Here is a 17,181-nt window from a genome sequence, read left to right as displayed (position 1 = left end):
TCTGGAACAAATTTATGGCAGTCGTTAACAATAATCAGCGTATACGGATCCGATTGAAGGCGTTTGATCATCGTCTCATCGATCGTTCTACGAGAGAGATCGTCGAGACAGCTCGACGGACAGGGGCAATTATTCGTGGGCCTATTCCAATGCCTACTAAAATTGAGCATTACACCGTGCTAGTCTCACCGCATGTTGATAAGGACGCGCGAGATCAGTATGAGATCCGTACGCATAAGCGATTAGTAGATATTCTTCAGCCCACAGATAAGACGGTGGATGCACTTATGAAGTTAGATTTATCAGCTGGGGTTGATGTACAGATAAGTGTTGAATAAATTATTTTGTCCCCCGAAAAGTAGATTTCGGGCAAATCACTTTTAGTCGATCTTGGCACGTTTTGCTGGTACGCTCTGAGGCCCTGCTTTGGTAGACATGGAAATTACACAAAACTGGAGGGTAGATATGCCTATTGGGTTAATTGGTCGAAAGTGTGGTATGACACGTTTGTTTACGGAGTCAGGAATCTCTATTCCTATCACCGTACTTGAAATGATACCCAATCGGATTGTTCAACTTAAAACGTTGAGTAGCGATGGTTATCGGGCCCTTCAGATTACGAGAGGCACAAAAAAAACGCCTCCATTAATAAGGCGATAGCTGGCCATTATGCTAAATCAGGTGTTGAGGCAGGTGAAAGTCTTTGTGAAATTCGTCTTGAAAATGAAGAACTTGCCAATGCAAAAGTTGGAGATGAGTTGAAGGTAGATCTCTTTAAAGAAGGACAAAAAGTAAACGTGAGAGGTTTAACACGGGGTAAGGGATTTGCAGGAACAGTAAAGCGCCATAATTTCCAAACTCAAGATGCCACACACGGTAATTCCTTATCTCATCGGGCACCAGGGTCGATCGGTCAATGCCAAATGCCAGGCCGCGTTTGGAAAGGGAAGCGAATGTCGGGACACATGGGTGATGTATATCGCACCGCTCAAAATCAGGAAATCGTTAAAATCGATATGGATCGTCATTTATTATTAATTAAAGGCGCTATACCTGGCGCCCCGGATGGGGTGGTTGTCGTTACGGAATCCAATAAGAAGAAACGTAAAAGAGGTACCTAATGGAGCTGCCAGTACATTCAGTTGATACAAAGGTAAGAAGCAAGGTCGATGTTTCTGACAGTACCTTTGGTGCTCAATTTAAAGAGGGTTTAGTGCATCAGGTGATTACTGCCTATTTAGCTGGTGGGCGAGCAGGCACTAAAGCGCAAAAAACGCGTCGCGAAGTCAACGGTGGTGGTGTTAAGCCATGGCGACAAAAGGGAACCGGTCGTGCTCGCGTGGGCAGTATTCGCAGTCCCTTGTGGCGAACAGGTGGCGTTACTTTTGCTGCTAAACCGCGTGACTTTTCACAAAAAGTGAATCGGAAGATGTATCGCTCAGCAATGGTATGTATCTTGTCGGAACTAGTTCGGCAAAAACGGCTAACAGTGATAGATGCCTTAAAGTTAAATGAACCTAAAACACGTGAATTAAAAGAATTGCTGAAGCGGTTCGACGTTAAAAACACGTTAATTATTATTAATGGAGATAATCGTAACGTTAATTTGGCTTCGCGAAATATGGTAGGTGTTTCTGTTTACGATGTACTTCGCGTAAATCCAGTAAGCTTAGTAGCTGCAAAAAATGTGTTTATTACTGTTGATGGTATGAAAAAGCTAGAGGAGAGATTGTCATGGGTGAAGAAAGATTGTTGAAAATCCTTCTTTCTCCTCGTATTTCGGAAAAAGGTACATTAATAGAAAATCAGTATGTGTTTGAGGTAGCGCATGATGCAATAAAACCGGAAATTAAATGGGCTGTAGAGAGCCAATTTGGTGTTATCGTAAAATCTATCCGTGTTTGTAATGTGAAAGGGAAAACCATGAGATTTCGGAAAATACGCGGTCGGCGTAAAAATTGGAAAAAAGCTTACGTTATGTTAATGCCAGGAAGTGAAATTGATATTGCGTCAAGTAAATGAGAAAGTTGGAGTAAAAATGGTGTTAGTAAAAACAAAACCAACATCACCAGGGAGGCGCTTTGTTGTTAAAGTTGTACATCGGGAATTGCATAAAGGTGATCCGTATGCACCGTTGATCGAAAGTAAAAATCGGATTAATTGCCGTAACAATCAAGGTCGTATTACGGTGAGACGACGCGGCGGTGGCCATAAGCGTCATTATCGTATTATTGATTTTAAGCGTGATAAAGAAGGCATTGAAGGTACCGTGGAGCGATTGGAGTATGATCCCAACCGTAGTGCTCATATTGCATTAATTTTATATCCTGATGGAGAGCGTCGTTACATTATCGCACCAAAAGGTGTGTATAAAGGCTCTAAAGTTATGTCCGGGAAGGAGGCGCCAATTAAGCCGGGGAACTGCTTGCCATTGCAGAATATTTCTTTGGGAGCCACAATTCACAATGTAGAGTTGAAACCTGGTAAGGGTGCTCAGTTAATTCGTAGTGCAGGAGCTTCGGCTCAATTGACCGCTAAAGAGGGTATTTATGTAATCGTTCGTATGCGTTCAGGAGAAATGCGTAAGATACTGGCGACCTGTCGAGCTTGTGTCGGTGAAGTATCGAATTCAGAACATAGTTTGCGCTCACTCGGAAAAGCAGGTGCTAAACGATGGCGCGGCCGACGGCCGACTGTTCGTGGTGTTGCAATGAACCCAGTGGATCATCCTCATGGCGGTGGTGAAGGTAAAACTTCGGGTGGCCGCCATCCAGTATCACCAACGGGTAAGCCAACTAAAGGCTATAAAACACGTCGCAATAAGCGTACCAGCAATATGATTATTCGTGATCGACGTAAGAAATAAAGAGGAATAAAACGTGCCAAGATCGACTAAAAAAGGGCCATTTGTGGACCATCACCTGATGAAAAAGGTGAAACAAGCACAAAAAGAAGGTAGTAAGCGCCCTATCAAAACCTGGTCGCGGCGTTCGATGGTAACCCCTGAAATGGTCGGCTTAACGATCGCAATACACAACGGTCGTCAACATATGCCAATTTATGTTTCAGAAAATATGGTGGGTCATAAATTAGGTGAATTTGCGATTACACGCACATTCCGTGCCCATTCTGGTAATCGTAAGGCGAAGAAAGAGGGTGAATGATGATATGGAAATAAGCGCGATAGCAAAATACGTACGTATTTCTGACCAGAAAGCGAGGCTGGTGGGCGCTCAAATTCGAGGGTTATCTGCCGAACAGGCCGTTGATTTATTGCGTTTTAGCAATAAAAAATCAGCAGCTATCATGAAAAAAGTGTTAGACTCAGCGATCGCCAATGCGGAACACAATGCAGGGATAGATATTGATGAGTTAAAGGTGTCCTCAGTAATGGTTGATAAAGGTCCAATGCAAAGAAGGTTTTGTCCACGTGCCCGTGGCCGTGTAAATCGAATTCTAAAGCGTACCTGCTACATTACTGTTAAGGTAGCGAATACGCGCGGACGGGGAGAATAACTAATGGGTCAAAAAGTCAATCCAAAAGGGATCCGACTGGGTATCACAACAAGCTGGACGTCAAAGTGGTATGCGGATAAAAAAGATTATGCAGATCTCTTAAATGACGATCTGAAAGTGAGGCAATTGTTAGAAGAACGCTTGAAGAATGCTTTCGTTAGTCGCATTCAGATTGAGAGGCCTGCGAGAAATGCAAAAATCGCAATTTATTCAGCGCGCCCCGGTGTCATTATTGGTAAAAAGGGCGGCGAAATTGAAGAATTACGCGCTGAAATGTCGAGAGTAATGAAAGTTCCTGTGCATATCACTATTGAAGAAATTAGAAAACCGGAATTGGACGCTAAATTAGTAGCAGAAAATATTGCTCAGCAGTTGGAACGTCGAGTAATGTTTCGTCGTGCCATGAAGCGCGCTGTACAAAATACAATGCGTCAAGGAGCGCTTGGTATTAAAATCAGTGTTAGTGGCCGTTTAGGTGGTGCTGAAATTGCAAGAACAGAATGGTATCGAGAAGGACGTGTTCCATTGCATACTTTCCGGGCAGATATTGATTATAGTACGGCTATTGCGAAAACCACATATGGTGTAATTGGAGTGAAGGTATGGATTTTTAAAGGTGAGTTGCATATGCCAAGAGTGCCCGCTGAAGAAGCAGCTCCTTCGCAGGCGATTGAAGAAGCAGTATGGAAATAACGGGAGTTGTTAAATGCTACAACCGAGTAATAGGAAATATCGCAAAGATTTTAAGGGCCGCAATCGAGGGATTGCCTCGCAGGGTAATCGGGTTAGCTTCGGAGAATTTGGTCTTAAAGCGACAGAGTGTGCGCGAATTACGTCACGTCAATTGGAAGCGGCACGTCGTGCAGTGGCACGCCATGTTAAACGTGGTGGAAAAATTATTATTCGTATTTTTCCGGATAAACCAATTACGAAAAAACCTTTAGAAGTGCGACAAGGCAAAGGTAAAGGTAGTGTTGAATATTGGGTAGCATTAGTACAACCAGGTCGAATGATTTTTGAAATTGAAGGGATTGATGAAGTTCTTGCACGTGAAGCATTTACCCGCGCAGCAGCGAAATTGCCGTTGAAGTGTTTATTTATGAAGCGAATGGTGATGTAAATGAACATTAGTGATTTACGTAATAAATCAATGGATGGGCTAAGAAAAGAATTGCTGGATTTAATGAGAGAGTGGTTTAACTTGCGTATGCAAAAAGGCATGAGTGAGGTGCCGCGACCTCATCTTTATAAACAGGTGCGCCGCAATATCGCCCGCGTTAAGACCATTTTGAAAGAAAAGGAATGTAAGCGTGAGTAAGAATGAAAAAATGGTACGTACCCTAACTGGGGTAGTGATAAGGAATAAAATGAAGGACACCATTGTCGTGTTAATTGAACGTCGCGTACAACATCCTAAATATGGAAAATTTATTAGACGTTCCATGAAAATACACGCACATGACCCGGGTAATAAATGTCAGGAGTATGATATAGTTACTATTCGTGAATGTCGGCCGATCTCAAAAACGAAAAGTTGGGTATTAGTTAAAATTAAGGAAAGAGCGGAAATAGTGAAGTGAGGGAACAGCGATGATTCAGACACAATCCGTTATTGGTGTAGCAGATAATAGTGGAGCCCGGCGTGTAATGTGTATCAAAGTATTGGGTGGTTCTAAACGCCGTTATGCACGTATTGGTGATTTAATTAAAGTTAGCATTAAAGAAGCAATTCCACGAGGGAAAGTGAAAAAAGGAGAAGTGATGACTGCAGTAGTAGTACGAACACGCAAAGGTATTCGTCGCGATGATGGTTCTTTAATTCGGTTTGATAACAATGCAGTTGTGTTGCTGAATAACCAGTTACAACCGATCGGGACGCGTATTTTTGGCCCTGTAACCCGTGAGCTACGGGCAAAATTTATGAAAATAATTTCACTGTCCTTAGAAGTTTTATAGGTATGAGTCGGGGTGGTGATGAAAAAAATTAAAAAGGATGACACTGTAATTCTAATTGCAGGGAAAGATAAAGGACGGCAAGGTAAGGTGTTGAAGGTTTGTTCTAATAATCGCATCTTAGTTGAGGGTGTCAATCTGGCTAAAAAACATGTGAGACCCAATCCGAATCAGAATGAACAAGGTGGAATACTTGAACGCGCATTAAGTATTCATGTTTCCAACGTAGCTATATATAATCTGGCGACCAAAAAAGCGGATCGGGTAAAAATAAAAATCTTGGAGGATGGATCGAAGGTGCGTACTTTTAGATCGAATAATGAGATGATTGATGTGTAATCCTATCATCCCCCCCAGAGATAGGATTAGCATAGGACAGAATTATGGTTGAATTACAAGAGCTTTACAGTAAAACCATTGTGCCAGCTCTCAAAAAGGAGTTCGGATTTGAGTCAGAGATGGCCGTTCCTCGCATTAAGAAAATTACGCTTAATATGGGTCTTGGTGAAGCAATCTCGGATAGGAAAATTATTGAGTGCGCTGTGATGGATATGATGAGAGTTTCGGGACAAAAGCCGATAGTGACCTATGCGCGCAAGTCAGAAGCAGGATTTAAGATTCGTGCAGGATGGCCGATCGGTTGTAAAGTAACCTTGCGTCGCGAACGTATGTATGAGTTTTTGAAACGATTGATTTCAGTTACCATCCCACGTATTCGAGATTTTCGTGGCTTTGGCTCAAAATCATTTGATGGACGTGGAAATTATAGTTTTGGGATTCGTGAGCAAATCGCTTTTCCAGAAATTCAGTATGACAAAATTGATGTTATTCGGGGAATGGATATTACCATTACTACAACAGCGCGAACCAATATGGAGGCGCATGCCTTGTTAAAGGCATTTGGTTTTCCGTTAAAAGATTAGGGTAGATTAATTGATGGCGAAATTAAGTGTTATTGAACGAAATAAGAAACGTATCCTAAGATCACGATCGGCGCGCAAAAAACGGCTGGAGCTTAGAAGGATCGTTTTGAAAGGAAAACTAGAAGAACAAGAAATTGCAATGTTAAAATTACAAAAAAGCCACAGAGACGAAAGCGCCGTTCGTGTGAGAATCCGGTGCCGTGATTGTGGTCGTTCTCGCGGCATATTGAGGAAATTTGGATTGTGTCGTATTCATTTACGTGAAGCGGCAATGCGGGGTGATGTGCCTGGTTTAAAAAAGGCGAGTTGGTAATATGATACAAGATCCTATTTCAGATATGCTAACGCGTATGCGTAATGCGCAAGCAGTAGCGAAAAAAGAAGTGACAATACCTTTGTCGACGTTGAAATTAAGCATCGCAAAAGTGCTCAAAGAGGAAGGGTATATCGTCGACTATCGCAAAGAAGACGATTTGACGAAGAAGCCTCTATTGGTTATTGAACTGAAATATCACGAAGGAGAACCAGTGATTGCGTGTATTGAGCGAGTTAGTTGCCCTGCGTTACGCGTTTATAAGGGTAAAAACGAACTGCCGACAGTTAAAAATGGTTTGGGGATTTCAATTATTTCGACTTCAAAAGGTATAATGTCTGATCGTCAAGCACGTCGTCAGAGCGAAGGCGGTGAAGTCCTCTGTTACATCAGTTAGGGGAAGTATATGGTGAGTCGTATTGCTAAAAATCCGATCAAAATCCCAACTGGTGTTGATGTGAATGTGGAAGGGCAACAAGTGACCGTGAGAGGGAAATTGGGCGAACTTAGGAAAATCGTTCACGGAGCAGTCAAGGTTGCAAGAGGAGAAGGCGAACTTCAATTAATGCCGATAAATGATTTACCGGAATCCAATGCACTAGCAGGAACAAGCCGCGCGATATTGAACAATATGGTGCATGGTGTGCACGAAGGATTTAAACGTAAATTGGTTTTAGTAGGCGTGGGTTATCGAGCTAAAGCAGAAGATAAGGTACTTCATTTGACTGTTGGTTTCTCCCATCCCGTTAAGATAGAAATGATGACGGGTCTTTCCGTAGAAACCCCGAGTGCAACTGAAATAATTATCAAAGGTACTGATAGACATGCGGTTTGCCAGATGGCTGCTGATATTCGTGCAGTAAGACCGCCAGAACCTTATAAGGGTAAAGGCATACGATATGACGATGAACGTGTGGTTCGTAAAGAGGCAAAAAAGAAGTAATGGATAAACGACAAAAACAACTACGCCGTGCACGTCGAACACGAGCAAAAATCAGAGAATTGGGTATGGTGCGTTTATGCGTTCATCGGTCACTTAATCACGTATATACGCAACTGATTTCAGGCACTGACGCTAACGTATTAGCTGCTGCATCTACTGTAGAGAAAAAGTAAGAAATCAATTGAAATATGGTGGTAATGTTCAGGCAGCTTCTGTGATAGGAAAGCTCATTGCGGAGCGTGCAAAGAAAGCAGGTGTTACAAAAGTGGCCTTTGATCGCAGTGGTTATAAATACCATGGTCGTGTGCGTGCGCTCGCAGAGGCAGCACGCGAAGGTGGTCTTGAATTTTAATTAAAGGTATATTTATATGCGAGAAGCAGGTACTGATACAACAACAGACGGGATTCAGGAAAAACTGATTGAAGTGCGACGAACAGCGAAAGTAGTTAAAGGCGGACGCGTTTTTGGTTTTTCCGCGTTGGTCGTAGCAGGTGATGGTGAAGGTAAAGTCGGTTTTGGTTTGGGTAAAGCTAGAGAAGTGCCGGTTGCAATCCAAAAAGCGACAGAAAACGCACGTCGCAATATGATTTTCGTACATTTGCGAGGCAATACTTTGCATCACCCTATCGAAGCTTCGCACGCATCGTCAACCGTATTGATGCTGCCTGCTTCAGAAGGTACAGGGGTGATCGCTGGTAATGTGATGCGCGCTGTTTTTGAAGTGATGGGTGTGCAAAATGCATTATCAAAATGTATTGGTTCCTCAAATCCGATTAACGTAGTTCGCGCAACATTTAAGGGATTAAACAAAATGGAAACGCCAGAATTCGTGGCTGCAAAACGTGGCAAAACTATTAAAGAGATTACGGAGTAAATAATCATGGTAGAAAAAAGGTTACGTGTTACTTTAATAAAAAGTAAATTTGGTCGGAAGCCAGGTCATCGAAAGTGTGTTGAAGCTTTAGGATTACGTCATATTCGGCAATCAGTAGAGGTCATTGATACTCCTGCTAACCGCGGTCTAATCAAGAAAGCTGCTTACTTATTACAGGTTGTGGAAGCTTGAGATGCAATTAAATAATTTAAAACCTGATGAAGGTTCTAGAAAATGCAAAATGCGGGTAGGCCGTGGTATCGGTAGTGGCAAAGGCAAGACGTGCGGCCGCGGTTGCAAAGGTCAGCATTCGCGTTCAGGCGGTTATCATAAAGTCGGTTTCGAAGGCGGGCAGATGTCTCTGCAGCGTCGGGTACCGAAATTTGGTTTTACTTCGCGAAAACGTTTATTTTCAGCTGAGGTGCGGTTGCATGAATTAAATAAAATTATGGGTGATGTGGTAGATATGAAGGTATTAAGAGCTGCTAATATCATCAGTAGTCGAATTAAGTACGTTAAAATATTCGCTTCTGGTAAATTAGAAAAACCTATGACCATTCGTGGTCTGTGTGTCACAAAAGGTGTTAAGACTGCCATTAAAGCAGTGGACGGTAAGGTCGAATAATAAACACGATTCTCCTCTAATTAAGGACTGGGTAAGATAAATGGCTAAAAAACTCGGTGCATCTTTGTCGCAAGGTGGCCTGAGCGAGTTGAAACGTCGCTTGTTATTCGTTTTGATTAGCATCATAGTGTATCGACTTGGTGCTTACATTCCAGTTCCTGGCCTTGATCCTGCCCGACTGGCACAACTCTTTCAGCGACACGAAATGGGCTTTCTCGGAATGTTTAATATGTTTTCCGGTGGCTCCTTGAGCCGGATGACAATTTTTGCATTAGGGGTAATGCCATATGTTTCCTCTTCTATTGTCATTCAAATATACAGCCAAATTTCTCCGACTATGCAAATACTCCGAAAGGAAGGAGGGGACGCTGGGCGTCGTAAGATTAACCAATATACACGCTATGGGACCGTTATTTTATCCTTACTACAGTCCATTTTTATGGCCAAGTGGCTGGTACGCAGTGGCACAGTGATTAATCCGAGCTTAGGTTTTTATTTTATCGCGGTTGTCACACTGGTTACTGGTACGCTGTTTTTAATGTGGCTTGGCGAGCAAATGACAGAGCACGGTGTAGGGAGTGGTATTTCTTTAATTATTTTTGCAAGTATTGCTTCGCGTTTTCCGGCATCAGTGGGACAAGTATTTATCCAGGTTCGGCAAGGCCAAATGTCGTTATTAACATTATTACTTTTAATAATGGTAGTAATCATAATTACCTTTGTTGTAGTATTTTTTGAACGTGCTCAACGGCGTATTACGATTAACTATGCGAAGCGTCAGCAAGGCAGAAAATTATATGCTGCACAAAGCAGTCATTTGCCACTAAAAATCAATATGGCAGGAGTAATTCCTGTCATTTTTGCACAAAGTATCATTTTATTTCCTGGCGCAGTTGCTAAATTTATGTCTTCAGTAAAAGGATTGGGCTGGTTAAATGATGTTTCTTTGGCACTTTCTAGTGGCCAGCCAGCTTATATCATAATTTTTGCTATTACTGTAATGTTTTTCAGCTTTTTCTATACGGCTTTAGTATTTAATCCGAAAGAAACTGCCGAAAATTTGAAAAAATCAGGTGCTTTTATTCCTAGTATTCGTCCAGGTGAACAAACCGTGAATTACATTAATAAAGTAATGACTAGACTGACTTTTTCTGGTTCTATCTATCTGATCGTAGTCTCTCTTTTACCACAATTTTTGATCTTGGCATGGAATCTTCCTTTCTATTTCGGCGGAACTTCTTTGTTAATTGTTGTGGTGGTCATTATGGACTTCATGGCTCAAGTGCAGGCACACTTAATGAGCTATCAATATGAATCCCTAATGAAAAAATCAGGCACAAAAGGATCAAAATTTGGGCTTATTAGATAACGGAGGCAGCGGAATGAAAGTTAGAGCATCAGTAAAAAGAATGTGTCGAAATTGTAAAGTGATTCGACGAGTTCGTGTCGTGCGAGTGATTTGCACTAACGCTAGACATAAACAGCGACAGAAAGGTGGGAAATAGTTTCTCTTATTACTTGATTTGTCAAGTGATAAAGGGTATGCTTAGGCGCTTTTTTGATGAAAATTAGTAAGTTGGAGTAAAGAATAGAATGGTAGCTCGTATCGCAGGTGTTAATATTCCGGTACAAAAGCACGCGCGGATAGCGTTACAAGCCATATACGGTATCGGTGATTCTAGAGCCTTAAAAATTTGTGAGACTATTAACGTTGATCCAAGAAAAAAATCAATGAATTCTTAGATACTGAATTGGAAGCTTTGCGTAATGAGGTGGGTAAATTCTCAGTCGAAGGTGATCTACGTCGTGAACGCTCGATGAATATTAAAAGAAAGATGGATTTAGGCACATATCAGGGCATTCGCCACCGCCGCGGATTGCCTGTGCGCGGCCAACGAACACGTACCAATGCGCGCATTCGTAAAGGTAAGCGCAAACCTATAATAAGAACTTGATAATTAAGGTTGTTCCATCATGGTAAAGAAACGTTATCGCAAAGTCACTGAAGGCATTGCTCATATTAGAGCGACATTTAATAACACCATGGTTAGCGTATCTGATCCACAAGGCAATGTCCTGTGTTTTCGTTCTGCAGGCGGCTCTGGTTTTAAAGGGTCACGGAAAGGAACTCCCTATGGAGCACAGTTAGCTTCAGAAGAAGTGGGTCGAGTGGCACGCGAAAATTTCGATATGCGGCGGATTGCAGTGCGTGTTAAAGGTCCTGGTGCAGGTCGTGATTCAGCTATTCGAGGATTACGTTCCGCAGGTTTGGAAGTTATTAACTTGCAAGATTGCACAAGCTTACCTCATAACGGTTGTCGACCACGCAAGAAACGACGAGTGTAGGAGGTATTCAATAATGTCGAGATATTTAGGTCCAAAGTGTCGGTTATCACGTCGCGAAAAAACGGATTTGCAGTTAAAAAGCGGTATTCGTGCAATCGACTCAAAATGCAATATTGAGCGTATTCCAGGTATTCATTGGCAACGACGTGGTCGAACTACCGATTACGGTGTCCAATTACGAATGAAACAAATGATCAAACGCTATTATGATGTGTTGGAAAAACAATTCCGCAATTATTATAAACGAGCTGATCTATTAAAAGGTTCTACCGGTGACAACTTATTGAGATTATTAGAATGTCGCCTCGATAATGTAGTCTATCGTATGGGTTTTGCGGCGACTCGGGCAGAAGCAAGACAGTTAGTGAGCCATAAAGCTATTTTGGTGAATGGGGCAATTGTTAATATTTCTTCGTGTCAAGTAAAACCGGGAAATGTTATTGAAGTTCATGACAGAGCTAAGAATCAACTTCGCATTAAAGGCGCATTGGAATTAGCACAACAACGCGCTTTGCTCTCGTGGATTGAAGTCGATGCGAAAAAAATGGTTGGTACCTTTAAAGATCAGCCAGATGTGACTGAATTACCTGCTGAATTTAAAGTCAATCTCGTTGTCGAACTCTATTCGAAATAAGGAGCTAAATAAGAGGCTAATAGATATGCAAGCTATTTATAAATCTTTTTTGACACCGAAAAATATTCAAGTTCAAACTGTTTCACCCAACCATTTTCGTATCGTTCTAGAGCCACTGGAACGGGGCTTTGGGCATACTTTGGGAAACGCACTGCGCCGAATTTTGTTATCTTCAATGCCGGGGGCAGCAATTGTTGAAGCAGAGATTGAGGGAGTGTTGCATGAGTACAGTTCCATTGAAGGAATTCGTGAAGATGTTGTTGATATTTTATTGAATTTGAAAGGAGTCGCGATTAGGCTCGATGGCCGTGATGAAGCTAAATTAACATTGAATATGAAAGGAGCAGGAACCGTTACTGCTGCCGATATTAGAGCTGATCACGACGTCAGGATTATGAATCCTAATCACGTTATTGCTCACCTGACAAAAGAAGGCGAAGTTAATATAGCCCTCAAAGTCGCTATGGGTCGTGGTTATGATCCTGCAAGTGCCCGTATGGATGGGGAAAAAACTCGTCCTGTTGGTATTCTGCTGTTGGATGCCTCTTATAGTCCAGTCCGCCGTGTAACCTATGCGGTGGAAAATGCGCGGGTGGAAAAACGAACCGATTTAGATAAATTGCTTATTGATCTTGAAACGAATGGTACTCTAAATCCAGAAGAGGCTATCCGCTGTGCAGCGACTATTCTACAACATCAGTTAGTTGCCTTTGTGGATTTAAAACATGAAGAATATCATAGCAGTAGCGGGCAAGAAGATAAAATTGATCCGTTATTGTTACGCCCTGTTGATGATCTGGAATTAACGGTGCGGGCGGCTAATTGCTTAAAAGCAGAAAGTATTTATTACATCGGAGACTTAGTGGAGCGTTCGGAAAATGATCTGCTGAAAACCCCTAATTTAGGAAGAAAATCATTGATCGAAATTAAGAGCGTTCTTGCACAAAACGGTTTAAGTTTAGGTATGAATATCAAAGGGTGGCCGCCGACTAGTTTAGCAGAGGAGAAATAGGTAGTGCACCATCGTAAAAGTGGCAGACATTTAAATCGTACGAGCCAGCATCGCAAAGCGATGTTGCGGAATATGGCTGCGTCGTTAATTAAGCACGAACTCATTAAAACGACATTGCCTAAAGCTAAAGAATTATGTCGACTGACTGAGCCATTAATTACATTAGCGAAAGAAGACAGTGTTGCCAATCGTCGTCTTGCTTTTAATCGTTTGCGTGATAATGTTGCTGTTGTGAAACTTTTCAAAGAAATTAGACACCGTCATAGGGACCGGCTTGGTGGTTATTGTCGTGTACTCAAATGTGGTTTTCGTGTAGGGGATAACGCACCGACGGCTATAGTTGAATTAGTTGATCGTAAAGAATCGAAAGCAGCTAAAGGGGCATAAAAAAAGTACCATTTTCCTCATGTTAAGACCCAGAAGCTCCATTTAACGGTATATGAATGGAATTTTATTCTTGTGTAGGATTTCAGTTTAGACGCGAGAATCCTAATTGGTTGCTTTGCTAAGACGAAGTAGAGAAAGCTTCCGTTCGATTGAGTGGTGTGATTTTATATTTATTTTATGCCCATTGTATTGTAAAAATCCTTCGTTCATTGTGGAGAGGATTCCGTGATTATCCAACCGAAAATTCGGGGATTTATTTGTACAACAGCGCATCCGGAAGGTTGTACAAAGTATGTGATGCAATGGATTGAGTATGTCAAAAAGCAATCGTGTTTAAACGAGGGTCCTAAAAAGGTACTGGTTATTGGAGCTTCGACAGGTTTTGGTTTAGGTAGTCGGATTGTGGCAGCCTTTGGTATGGGCGCTAAAACGGTCGGCGTGTTTTTTGAGAAACCTGCGAATGGAAAACGAACCGCTTCTGCGGGTTGGTATAATGCGGCTGCATTTGAAAAAGTAGCTCGTGATGAAGAGTTATATGCTAAAAGTATTAATGGTGATGCTTTTTCAGAGGAAATTAAGCAAAAAACAATTGATTTAATTCAAAATGATTGGCAAGGTGATGTTGATCTTGTAATTTATAGCATCGCTTCTCCACGCCGCATACATCCTAAAAGCGGCGAAGTGTTTAATTCCGTTTTAAAGCCGATTGGCCAACAGTATCGTAACAAAACCGTTAATGTGATGACGGGCAAAGTGAGTGAGATTTTTATCGAACCAGCGAATGAAAAAGAAATTAAAGATACTGAAGCTGTGATGGGGGGTGAAGATTGGATATTGTGGATAGATGCTTTATTAAAAAATAATTGTCTAGCAAAGGGCATCAAAGCAGTTACATTTACTTACATTGGTCCAGAATTAACGCATGCCATCTACCGTAATGGCACAATCGGAAGAGCGAAACTTCATTTAGAGAAAGCAGTGAAGGAATTAGATATACAGTTAAAATTAAAATTGGATGGGCGAGCATTAATTTCGGTAAATAAGGCATTAGTTACACACGCTAGCACAGCTATTCCGGTAGTGCCGCTCTATATTTCATTACTTTATAAGATAATGAAAACAAAAAATATTCACGAAGGTTGTATTGAACAAATGTGGAGATTGTTTAGTCAATATTTATATAATAATCATGAAATTCCAACTGATGTCGAAGGACGTATTCGTATTGATGATTTGGAAATGAGATACGACGTACAGCAGGAGGTAGAACGATTATGGCATTCAATTGGAAACGACAATATTGAAACCATTTCTGATATTGCAGGTTATCGGAGAGAATTTTATCAGCTATTTGGATTTGATTTGGACAATGTCAATTATAAAAAAGAAGTTGATATTGATATCAATATCCCTTCGATAAATTAAGCTAATCAAACACAGTGTCGATAATTGCTTTTCGATCTTTAAAAAAGTAACTAAGTGCCGGAATTGACCAGCTATCACATTATACAGACGCTAAAGGCTATTTTTCTAGTGTTCTAGATTGTAAACGTTGACGAAGTTGGGCAGTGATCTTCATTATTAGAATGGAATATCGTCATCGAAATCAGAAAGTGGTGAATCATCTCTGCTGGACATAAGGGCTTGCGGTGTATTTGCAGAAAGTCCACTTTGCTTATTCGAGTCTGCTTCATTTGGCTGATTACTATGGTTTCCGCTATTGGTACCACGGTTGTCGAGCATATGCATTTCATTGGCAATAATTTCTGTTGTATAACGATCAATACCACTTTTATCTTGCCATTTACGCGTACGCAGGCTGCCTTCAATATAAACCTTAGAACCTTTGCGTAAATACTCACCTACAATTTCTGCTAGTCGATTGAAGAAGGCGATGCGATGCCATTCTGTGCGCTCTTGAGACTCCCCAGTTTGTTTGTCTCGCCAACTTGCACTAGTGGCTAATGTAACGTTAGCAACGGCATTTCCATTCGGAGTAAAACGTACTTCTGGATCTTGGCCTAAATTTCCAATCAAAATGACTTTGTTAACACCTCTAACCATTACAATCTCCTAATTTCTTATCCTACACATACTTCGTCATTTTCTTGGTGTGTCGTGCATTCGTAGTCTAGGCGCGGTTGGTAACGAAGAGTTCGGAACTAATCTGCGTCTAGATTACCCTGTCTAATTCGTTTTCGCAATTTGTCTTCATTAATTATTTTTTTATCGATTTTAATGTAAATGAGATTTTTACGATGCAACACAGCAACCTCCGAAATACCTTCAATTGAGCAAAGACGTTGATTTAAATCTGCTAAATCTGTAATCAGTGATTTGTTCAGCTTTACGACAATGGTTGAGGTATAGAGAGGTTGTTTCATAGAGATGACAAATACTAACCATATCAAACCAACTATCGTACAAAAAATAAAAAGCCCAAATATATCAAAATGGCCAAAAATCCAACCACCGACGCTACCGCCAATAAAAATACCTAAAAATTGAGCTGATGAATAAATGCCCATCACAGTTCCTTTGTAACGAATAGGTGCAGCTTTGGACATCAACGAGGGTAAAATAGCTTCAAGCAAGGTAAAAGCGATTAAAAAGAAAAATAAAATAATGCTAATTGAACTGACTGAGTACGGTAAAATGAATAATAAAATCGGGCAAATTACTAAAAATGTAACAGAACCAATAAACAAAGATTTTAATTTTCGTTTTTTTTCGCCGATGATGATGAGTGGCATGACTATTATGAAGGAGAGCAGCATAGTGTTTAGATAAAACAGCACTTGTTGGTGTTCGGTTAAACGAATCATTTGACTTAGTACGATTGGGATACCGATAAAGAATGCTGTCAAGATACAATGCAACAAAAAGATACCTAAATCTAAGCACAAAATCTGCCTGTCACGTATAATTTTTTTAAAATAGCCTTTCTCAGGATTTACCTCATCAGGATGGGGAGAGATTTTCGGCAGAGTCGGCACAGTAGTATAGAGTAGAACAATGCCGAATCCAGCAAATAGCGCCGTTGCCCAAAAAATGCCGCTAAGCTGAAACCACGCATTAATAGCAGGTCCAAGGATAAGGGCTACAGCAAAGGAAAATCCAATGGCTATTCCAACTAATGCCATAGCTTTACTACGGTCTTCCTCGCCAGTTAAATCGGCAATAGCAGCCAGCGTAGTACTACCAATAGCCCCCGCTCCTTGAAGCGCACGGCCGATTATAATCCAATAAATCGAATGAGCAACTGCTGCAACCACACTACCTAGCCATAACAAGATCAAACCTCCCATTAGAATAGGCTTACGTCCGAGGTGATCAGAAAGTATACCAAGTGGTATTTGAAAACATGCCTGCGAAATTCCATAAATTCCCAGTGCAAGCCCCATGAGCGCTGGTGTGGCTAGTACAATCTTATGTGTATATAGCGCAAATACAGGGAGAAGCATAAATAGGCCCAACATCCGAAAAGCCATAATGATAGCTAATGATACTATCGCCGTTCGTTCTTTTGCATGCATGAAATTAGTAAAGCCTCTATTTACTCAATTATACTCACTATTTATACTTATTATTAGATTCGTTAAAATCCGCGAAAAATATTACTATTATTTGATCAGGTGTCAAAGCTTTACGCAA

Annotated in this window: 28 protein-coding genes and 3 pseudogenes; 29 read left to right on the top strand and 2 right to left on the bottom strand. The window is 41.2% G+C overall.

Going from position 1 to position 17,181, the window contains the following annotated elements:
* Positions 1-14 precede the first annotated feature (14 nt).
* The 29 genes and pseudogenes from rpsJ to fabV all read left to right on the top strand — a co-directional run bounded on the left by rpsJ (position 15) and on the right by fabV (position 14,952).
* Positions 15-338: a 30S ribosomal protein S10 gene (rpsJ, locus tag LG660_RS02100; RefSeq protein ID WP_258267686.1), complete on the top strand. Its 324-nt coding sequence runs from the start codon at positions 15-17 to the stop codon at positions 336-338.
* A 127-nt stretch (positions 339-465) separates the two neighbouring features.
* A pseudogene (gene rplC, locus LG660_RS02095) lies at positions 466-1,121 on the top strand (50S ribosomal protein L3).
* Positions 1,121-1,756: a 50S ribosomal protein L4 gene (rplD, locus tag LG660_RS02090; RefSeq protein ID WP_258267685.1), complete on the top strand. Its 636-nt coding sequence runs from the start codon at positions 1,121-1,123 to the stop codon at positions 1,754-1,756. The pseudogene rplC and the gene rplD overlap by 1 nt, the downstream one beginning before the upstream one ends.
* Entirely contained in the window at positions 1,735-2,022 is a 288-nt protein-coding gene (gene rplW / locus LG660_RS02085) for a 50S ribosomal protein L23 (RefSeq protein ID WP_258267684.1), read from the top strand. The genes rplD and rplW overlap by 22 nt, the downstream gene beginning before the upstream one ends.
* Positions 2,023-2,038: 16 nt before the next feature.
* Positions 2,039-2,866: a 50S ribosomal protein L2 gene (gene rplB, locus LG660_RS02080; protein WP_258267719.1), complete on the top strand. Its 828-nt coding sequence runs from the start codon at positions 2,039-2,041 to the stop codon at positions 2,864-2,866.
* A 13-nt stretch (positions 2,867-2,879) separates the two neighbouring features.
* Positions 2,880-3,164 carry a 30S ribosomal protein S19 gene (gene rpsS / locus LG660_RS02075; RefSeq protein ID WP_258267683.1) on the top strand — a complete coding sequence of 95 codons (285 nt, stop codon included), beginning with the start codon at positions 2,880-2,882 and terminating at the stop codon, positions 3,162-3,164.
* A gap of 4 nt (positions 3,165-3,168) precedes the next feature.
* A complete protein-coding gene (gene rplV / locus LG660_RS02070; RefSeq protein ID WP_258267718.1) occupies positions 3,169-3,516 on the top strand; it encodes a 50S ribosomal protein L22 in 348 nt (115 codons plus the stop codon).
* A 3-nt stretch (positions 3,517-3,519) separates the two neighbouring features.
* Complete coding sequence (gene rpsC, locus LG660_RS02065; protein WP_258267682.1) at positions 3,520-4,209, top strand: 30S ribosomal protein S3; 690 nt, start codon at positions 3,520-3,522, stop codon at positions 4,207-4,209.
* Positions 4,210-4,222: 13 nt separating this feature from the next.
* Positions 4,223-4,636: a 50S ribosomal protein L16 gene (gene rplP, locus LG660_RS02060; protein ID WP_258267681.1), complete on the top strand. Its 414-nt coding sequence runs from the start codon at positions 4,223-4,225 to the stop codon at positions 4,634-4,636.
* On the top strand, positions 4,637-4,834 hold the full coding sequence (rpmC, locus tag LG660_RS02055) for a 50S ribosomal protein L29 (RefSeq protein WP_258267680.1): 198 nt from the start codon (positions 4,637-4,639) through the stop codon (positions 4,832-4,834).
* Positions 4,827-5,096 (top strand): 30S ribosomal protein S17, encoded by a 270-nt coding sequence (rpsQ, locus tag LG660_RS02050; RefSeq protein WP_444861387.1) that lies wholly within the window; start codon positions 4,827-4,829, stop codon positions 5,094-5,096. Before rpmC ends, rpsQ begins: the two co-directional genes overlap by 8 nt.
* A gap of 10 nt (positions 5,097-5,106) precedes the next feature.
* Positions 5,107-5,472, top strand: a complete 366-nt coding sequence (gene rplN / locus LG660_RS02045) for a 50S ribosomal protein L14 (protein ID WP_258267679.1) — start codon at positions 5,107-5,109, stop codon at positions 5,470-5,472.
* A gap of 12 nt (positions 5,473-5,484) precedes the next feature.
* On the top strand, positions 5,485-5,808 hold the full coding sequence (gene rplX / locus LG660_RS02040) for a 50S ribosomal protein L24 (protein WP_373566699.1): 324 nt from the start codon (positions 5,485-5,487) through the stop codon (positions 5,806-5,808).
* A gap of 44 nt (positions 5,809-5,852) precedes the next feature.
* A complete protein-coding gene (gene rplE / locus LG660_RS02035; protein ID WP_258267677.1) occupies positions 5,853-6,392 on the top strand; it encodes a 50S ribosomal protein L5 in 540 nt (179 codons plus the stop codon).
* A gap of 13 nt (positions 6,393-6,405) precedes the next feature.
* The gene (rpsN, locus tag LG660_RS02030; protein WP_258267676.1) at positions 6,406-6,705 is read left to right on the top strand and encodes a 30S ribosomal protein S14; all 300 of its coding nucleotides are present in this window, start codon (positions 6,406-6,408) and stop codon (positions 6,703-6,705) included.
* 4 nt (positions 6,706-6,709) lie between these two features.
* On the top strand, positions 6,710-7,102 hold the full coding sequence (rpsH, locus tag LG660_RS02025) for a 30S ribosomal protein S8 (RefSeq protein ID WP_444861388.1): 393 nt from the start codon (positions 6,710-6,712) through the stop codon (positions 7,100-7,102).
* Positions 7,103-7,111: 9 nt separating this feature from the next.
* A complete protein-coding gene (gene rplF / locus LG660_RS02020) occupies positions 7,112-7,648 on the top strand; it encodes a 50S ribosomal protein L6 (protein WP_444861386.1) in 537 nt (178 codons plus the stop codon).
* Positions 7,648-8,000: pseudogene (rplR, locus tag LG660_RS02015) on the top strand (50S ribosomal protein L18). Before rplF ends, rplR begins: the two are co-directional and overlap by 1 nt.
* A gap of 16 nt (positions 8,001-8,016) precedes the next feature.
* Entirely contained in the window at positions 8,017-8,523 is a 507-nt protein-coding gene (gene rpsE, locus LG660_RS02010) for a 30S ribosomal protein S5 (RefSeq protein ID WP_258267674.1), read from the top strand.
* A 3-nt stretch (positions 8,524-8,526) separates the two neighbouring features.
* Entirely contained in the window at positions 8,527-8,715 is a 189-nt protein-coding gene (gene rpmD / locus LG660_RS02005; RefSeq protein WP_373566704.1) for a 50S ribosomal protein L30, read from the top strand.
* Position 8,716: 1 nt separating this feature from the next.
* Positions 8,717-9,148 carry a 50S ribosomal protein L15 gene (gene rplO, locus LG660_RS02000; RefSeq protein WP_258267672.1) on the top strand — a complete coding sequence of 144 codons (432 nt, stop codon included), beginning with the start codon at positions 8,717-8,719 and terminating at the stop codon, positions 9,146-9,148.
* Between the two features lie 40 nt (positions 9,149-9,188).
* Positions 9,189-10,517: a preprotein translocase subunit SecY gene (gene secY, locus LG660_RS01995; RefSeq protein WP_258267671.1), complete on the top strand. Its 1,329-nt coding sequence runs from the start codon at positions 9,189-9,191 to the stop codon at positions 10,515-10,517.
* Between the two features lie 13 nt (positions 10,518-10,530).
* Positions 10,531-10,653, top strand: coding sequence for a 50S ribosomal protein L36 (rpmJ, locus tag LG660_RS01990; protein ID WP_258267670.1), 123 nt, complete (start codon positions 10,531-10,533; stop codon positions 10,651-10,653).
* Positions 10,654-10,741: 88 nt separating this feature from the next.
* Positions 10,742-11,103: pseudogene (gene rpsM / locus LG660_RS01985) on the top strand (30S ribosomal protein S13).
* Positions 11,104-11,122: 19 nt separating this feature from the next.
* Positions 11,123-11,494 carry a 30S ribosomal protein S11 gene (gene rpsK, locus LG660_RS01980; protein WP_258267669.1) on the top strand — a complete coding sequence of 124 codons (372 nt, stop codon included), beginning with the start codon at positions 11,123-11,125 and terminating at the stop codon, positions 11,492-11,494.
* Positions 11,495-11,507: 13 nt separating this feature from the next.
* Positions 11,508-12,128: a 30S ribosomal protein S4 gene (rpsD, locus tag LG660_RS01975; protein WP_258267668.1), complete on the top strand. Its 621-nt coding sequence runs from the start codon at positions 11,508-11,510 to the stop codon at positions 12,126-12,128.
* 25 nt (positions 12,129-12,153) lie between these two features.
* Positions 12,154-13,140, top strand: a complete 987-nt coding sequence (locus LG660_RS01970) for a DNA-directed RNA polymerase subunit alpha (RefSeq protein WP_258267667.1) — start codon at positions 12,154-12,156, stop codon at positions 13,138-13,140.
* 3 nt (positions 13,141-13,143) lie between these two features.
* Positions 13,144-13,527 carry a 50S ribosomal protein L17 gene (gene rplQ, locus LG660_RS01965; protein ID WP_258267666.1) on the top strand — a complete coding sequence of 128 codons (384 nt, stop codon included), beginning with the start codon at positions 13,144-13,146 and terminating at the stop codon, positions 13,525-13,527.
* Between the two features lie 225 nt (positions 13,528-13,752).
* Entirely contained in the window at positions 13,753-14,952 is a 1,200-nt protein-coding gene (gene fabV / locus LG660_RS01960; protein WP_258267665.1) for an enoyl-ACP reductase FabV, read from the top strand.
* 156 nt (positions 14,953-15,108) lie between these two features.
* Here fabV and ssb read toward each other — a convergent pair whose 3' ends face one another.
* Together ssb and LG660_RS01950 are read right to left on the bottom strand one after the other, a co-directional pair.
* Complete coding sequence (ssb, locus tag LG660_RS01955) at positions 15,109-15,591, bottom strand: single-stranded DNA-binding protein (protein ID WP_258267664.1); 483 nt, start codon at positions 15,589-15,591, stop codon at positions 15,109-15,111.
* Between the two features lie 98 nt (positions 15,592-15,689).
* On the bottom strand, positions 15,690-17,063 hold the full coding sequence (locus LG660_RS01950; protein WP_258267663.1) for an MFS transporter: 1,374 nt from the start codon (positions 17,061-17,063) through the stop codon (positions 15,690-15,692).
* Positions 17,064-17,181: the final 118 nt, after the last annotated feature.

The organism is Coxiella-like endosymbiont, assembly GCF_024730665.1.
Classification (GTDB): domain Bacteria; phylum Pseudomonadota; class Gammaproteobacteria; order Coxiellales; family Coxiellaceae; genus Coxiella.
Note: the sequence above shows the minus strand (reverse complement) of the source record. Positions and strands in the feature narration are given on the sequence as shown.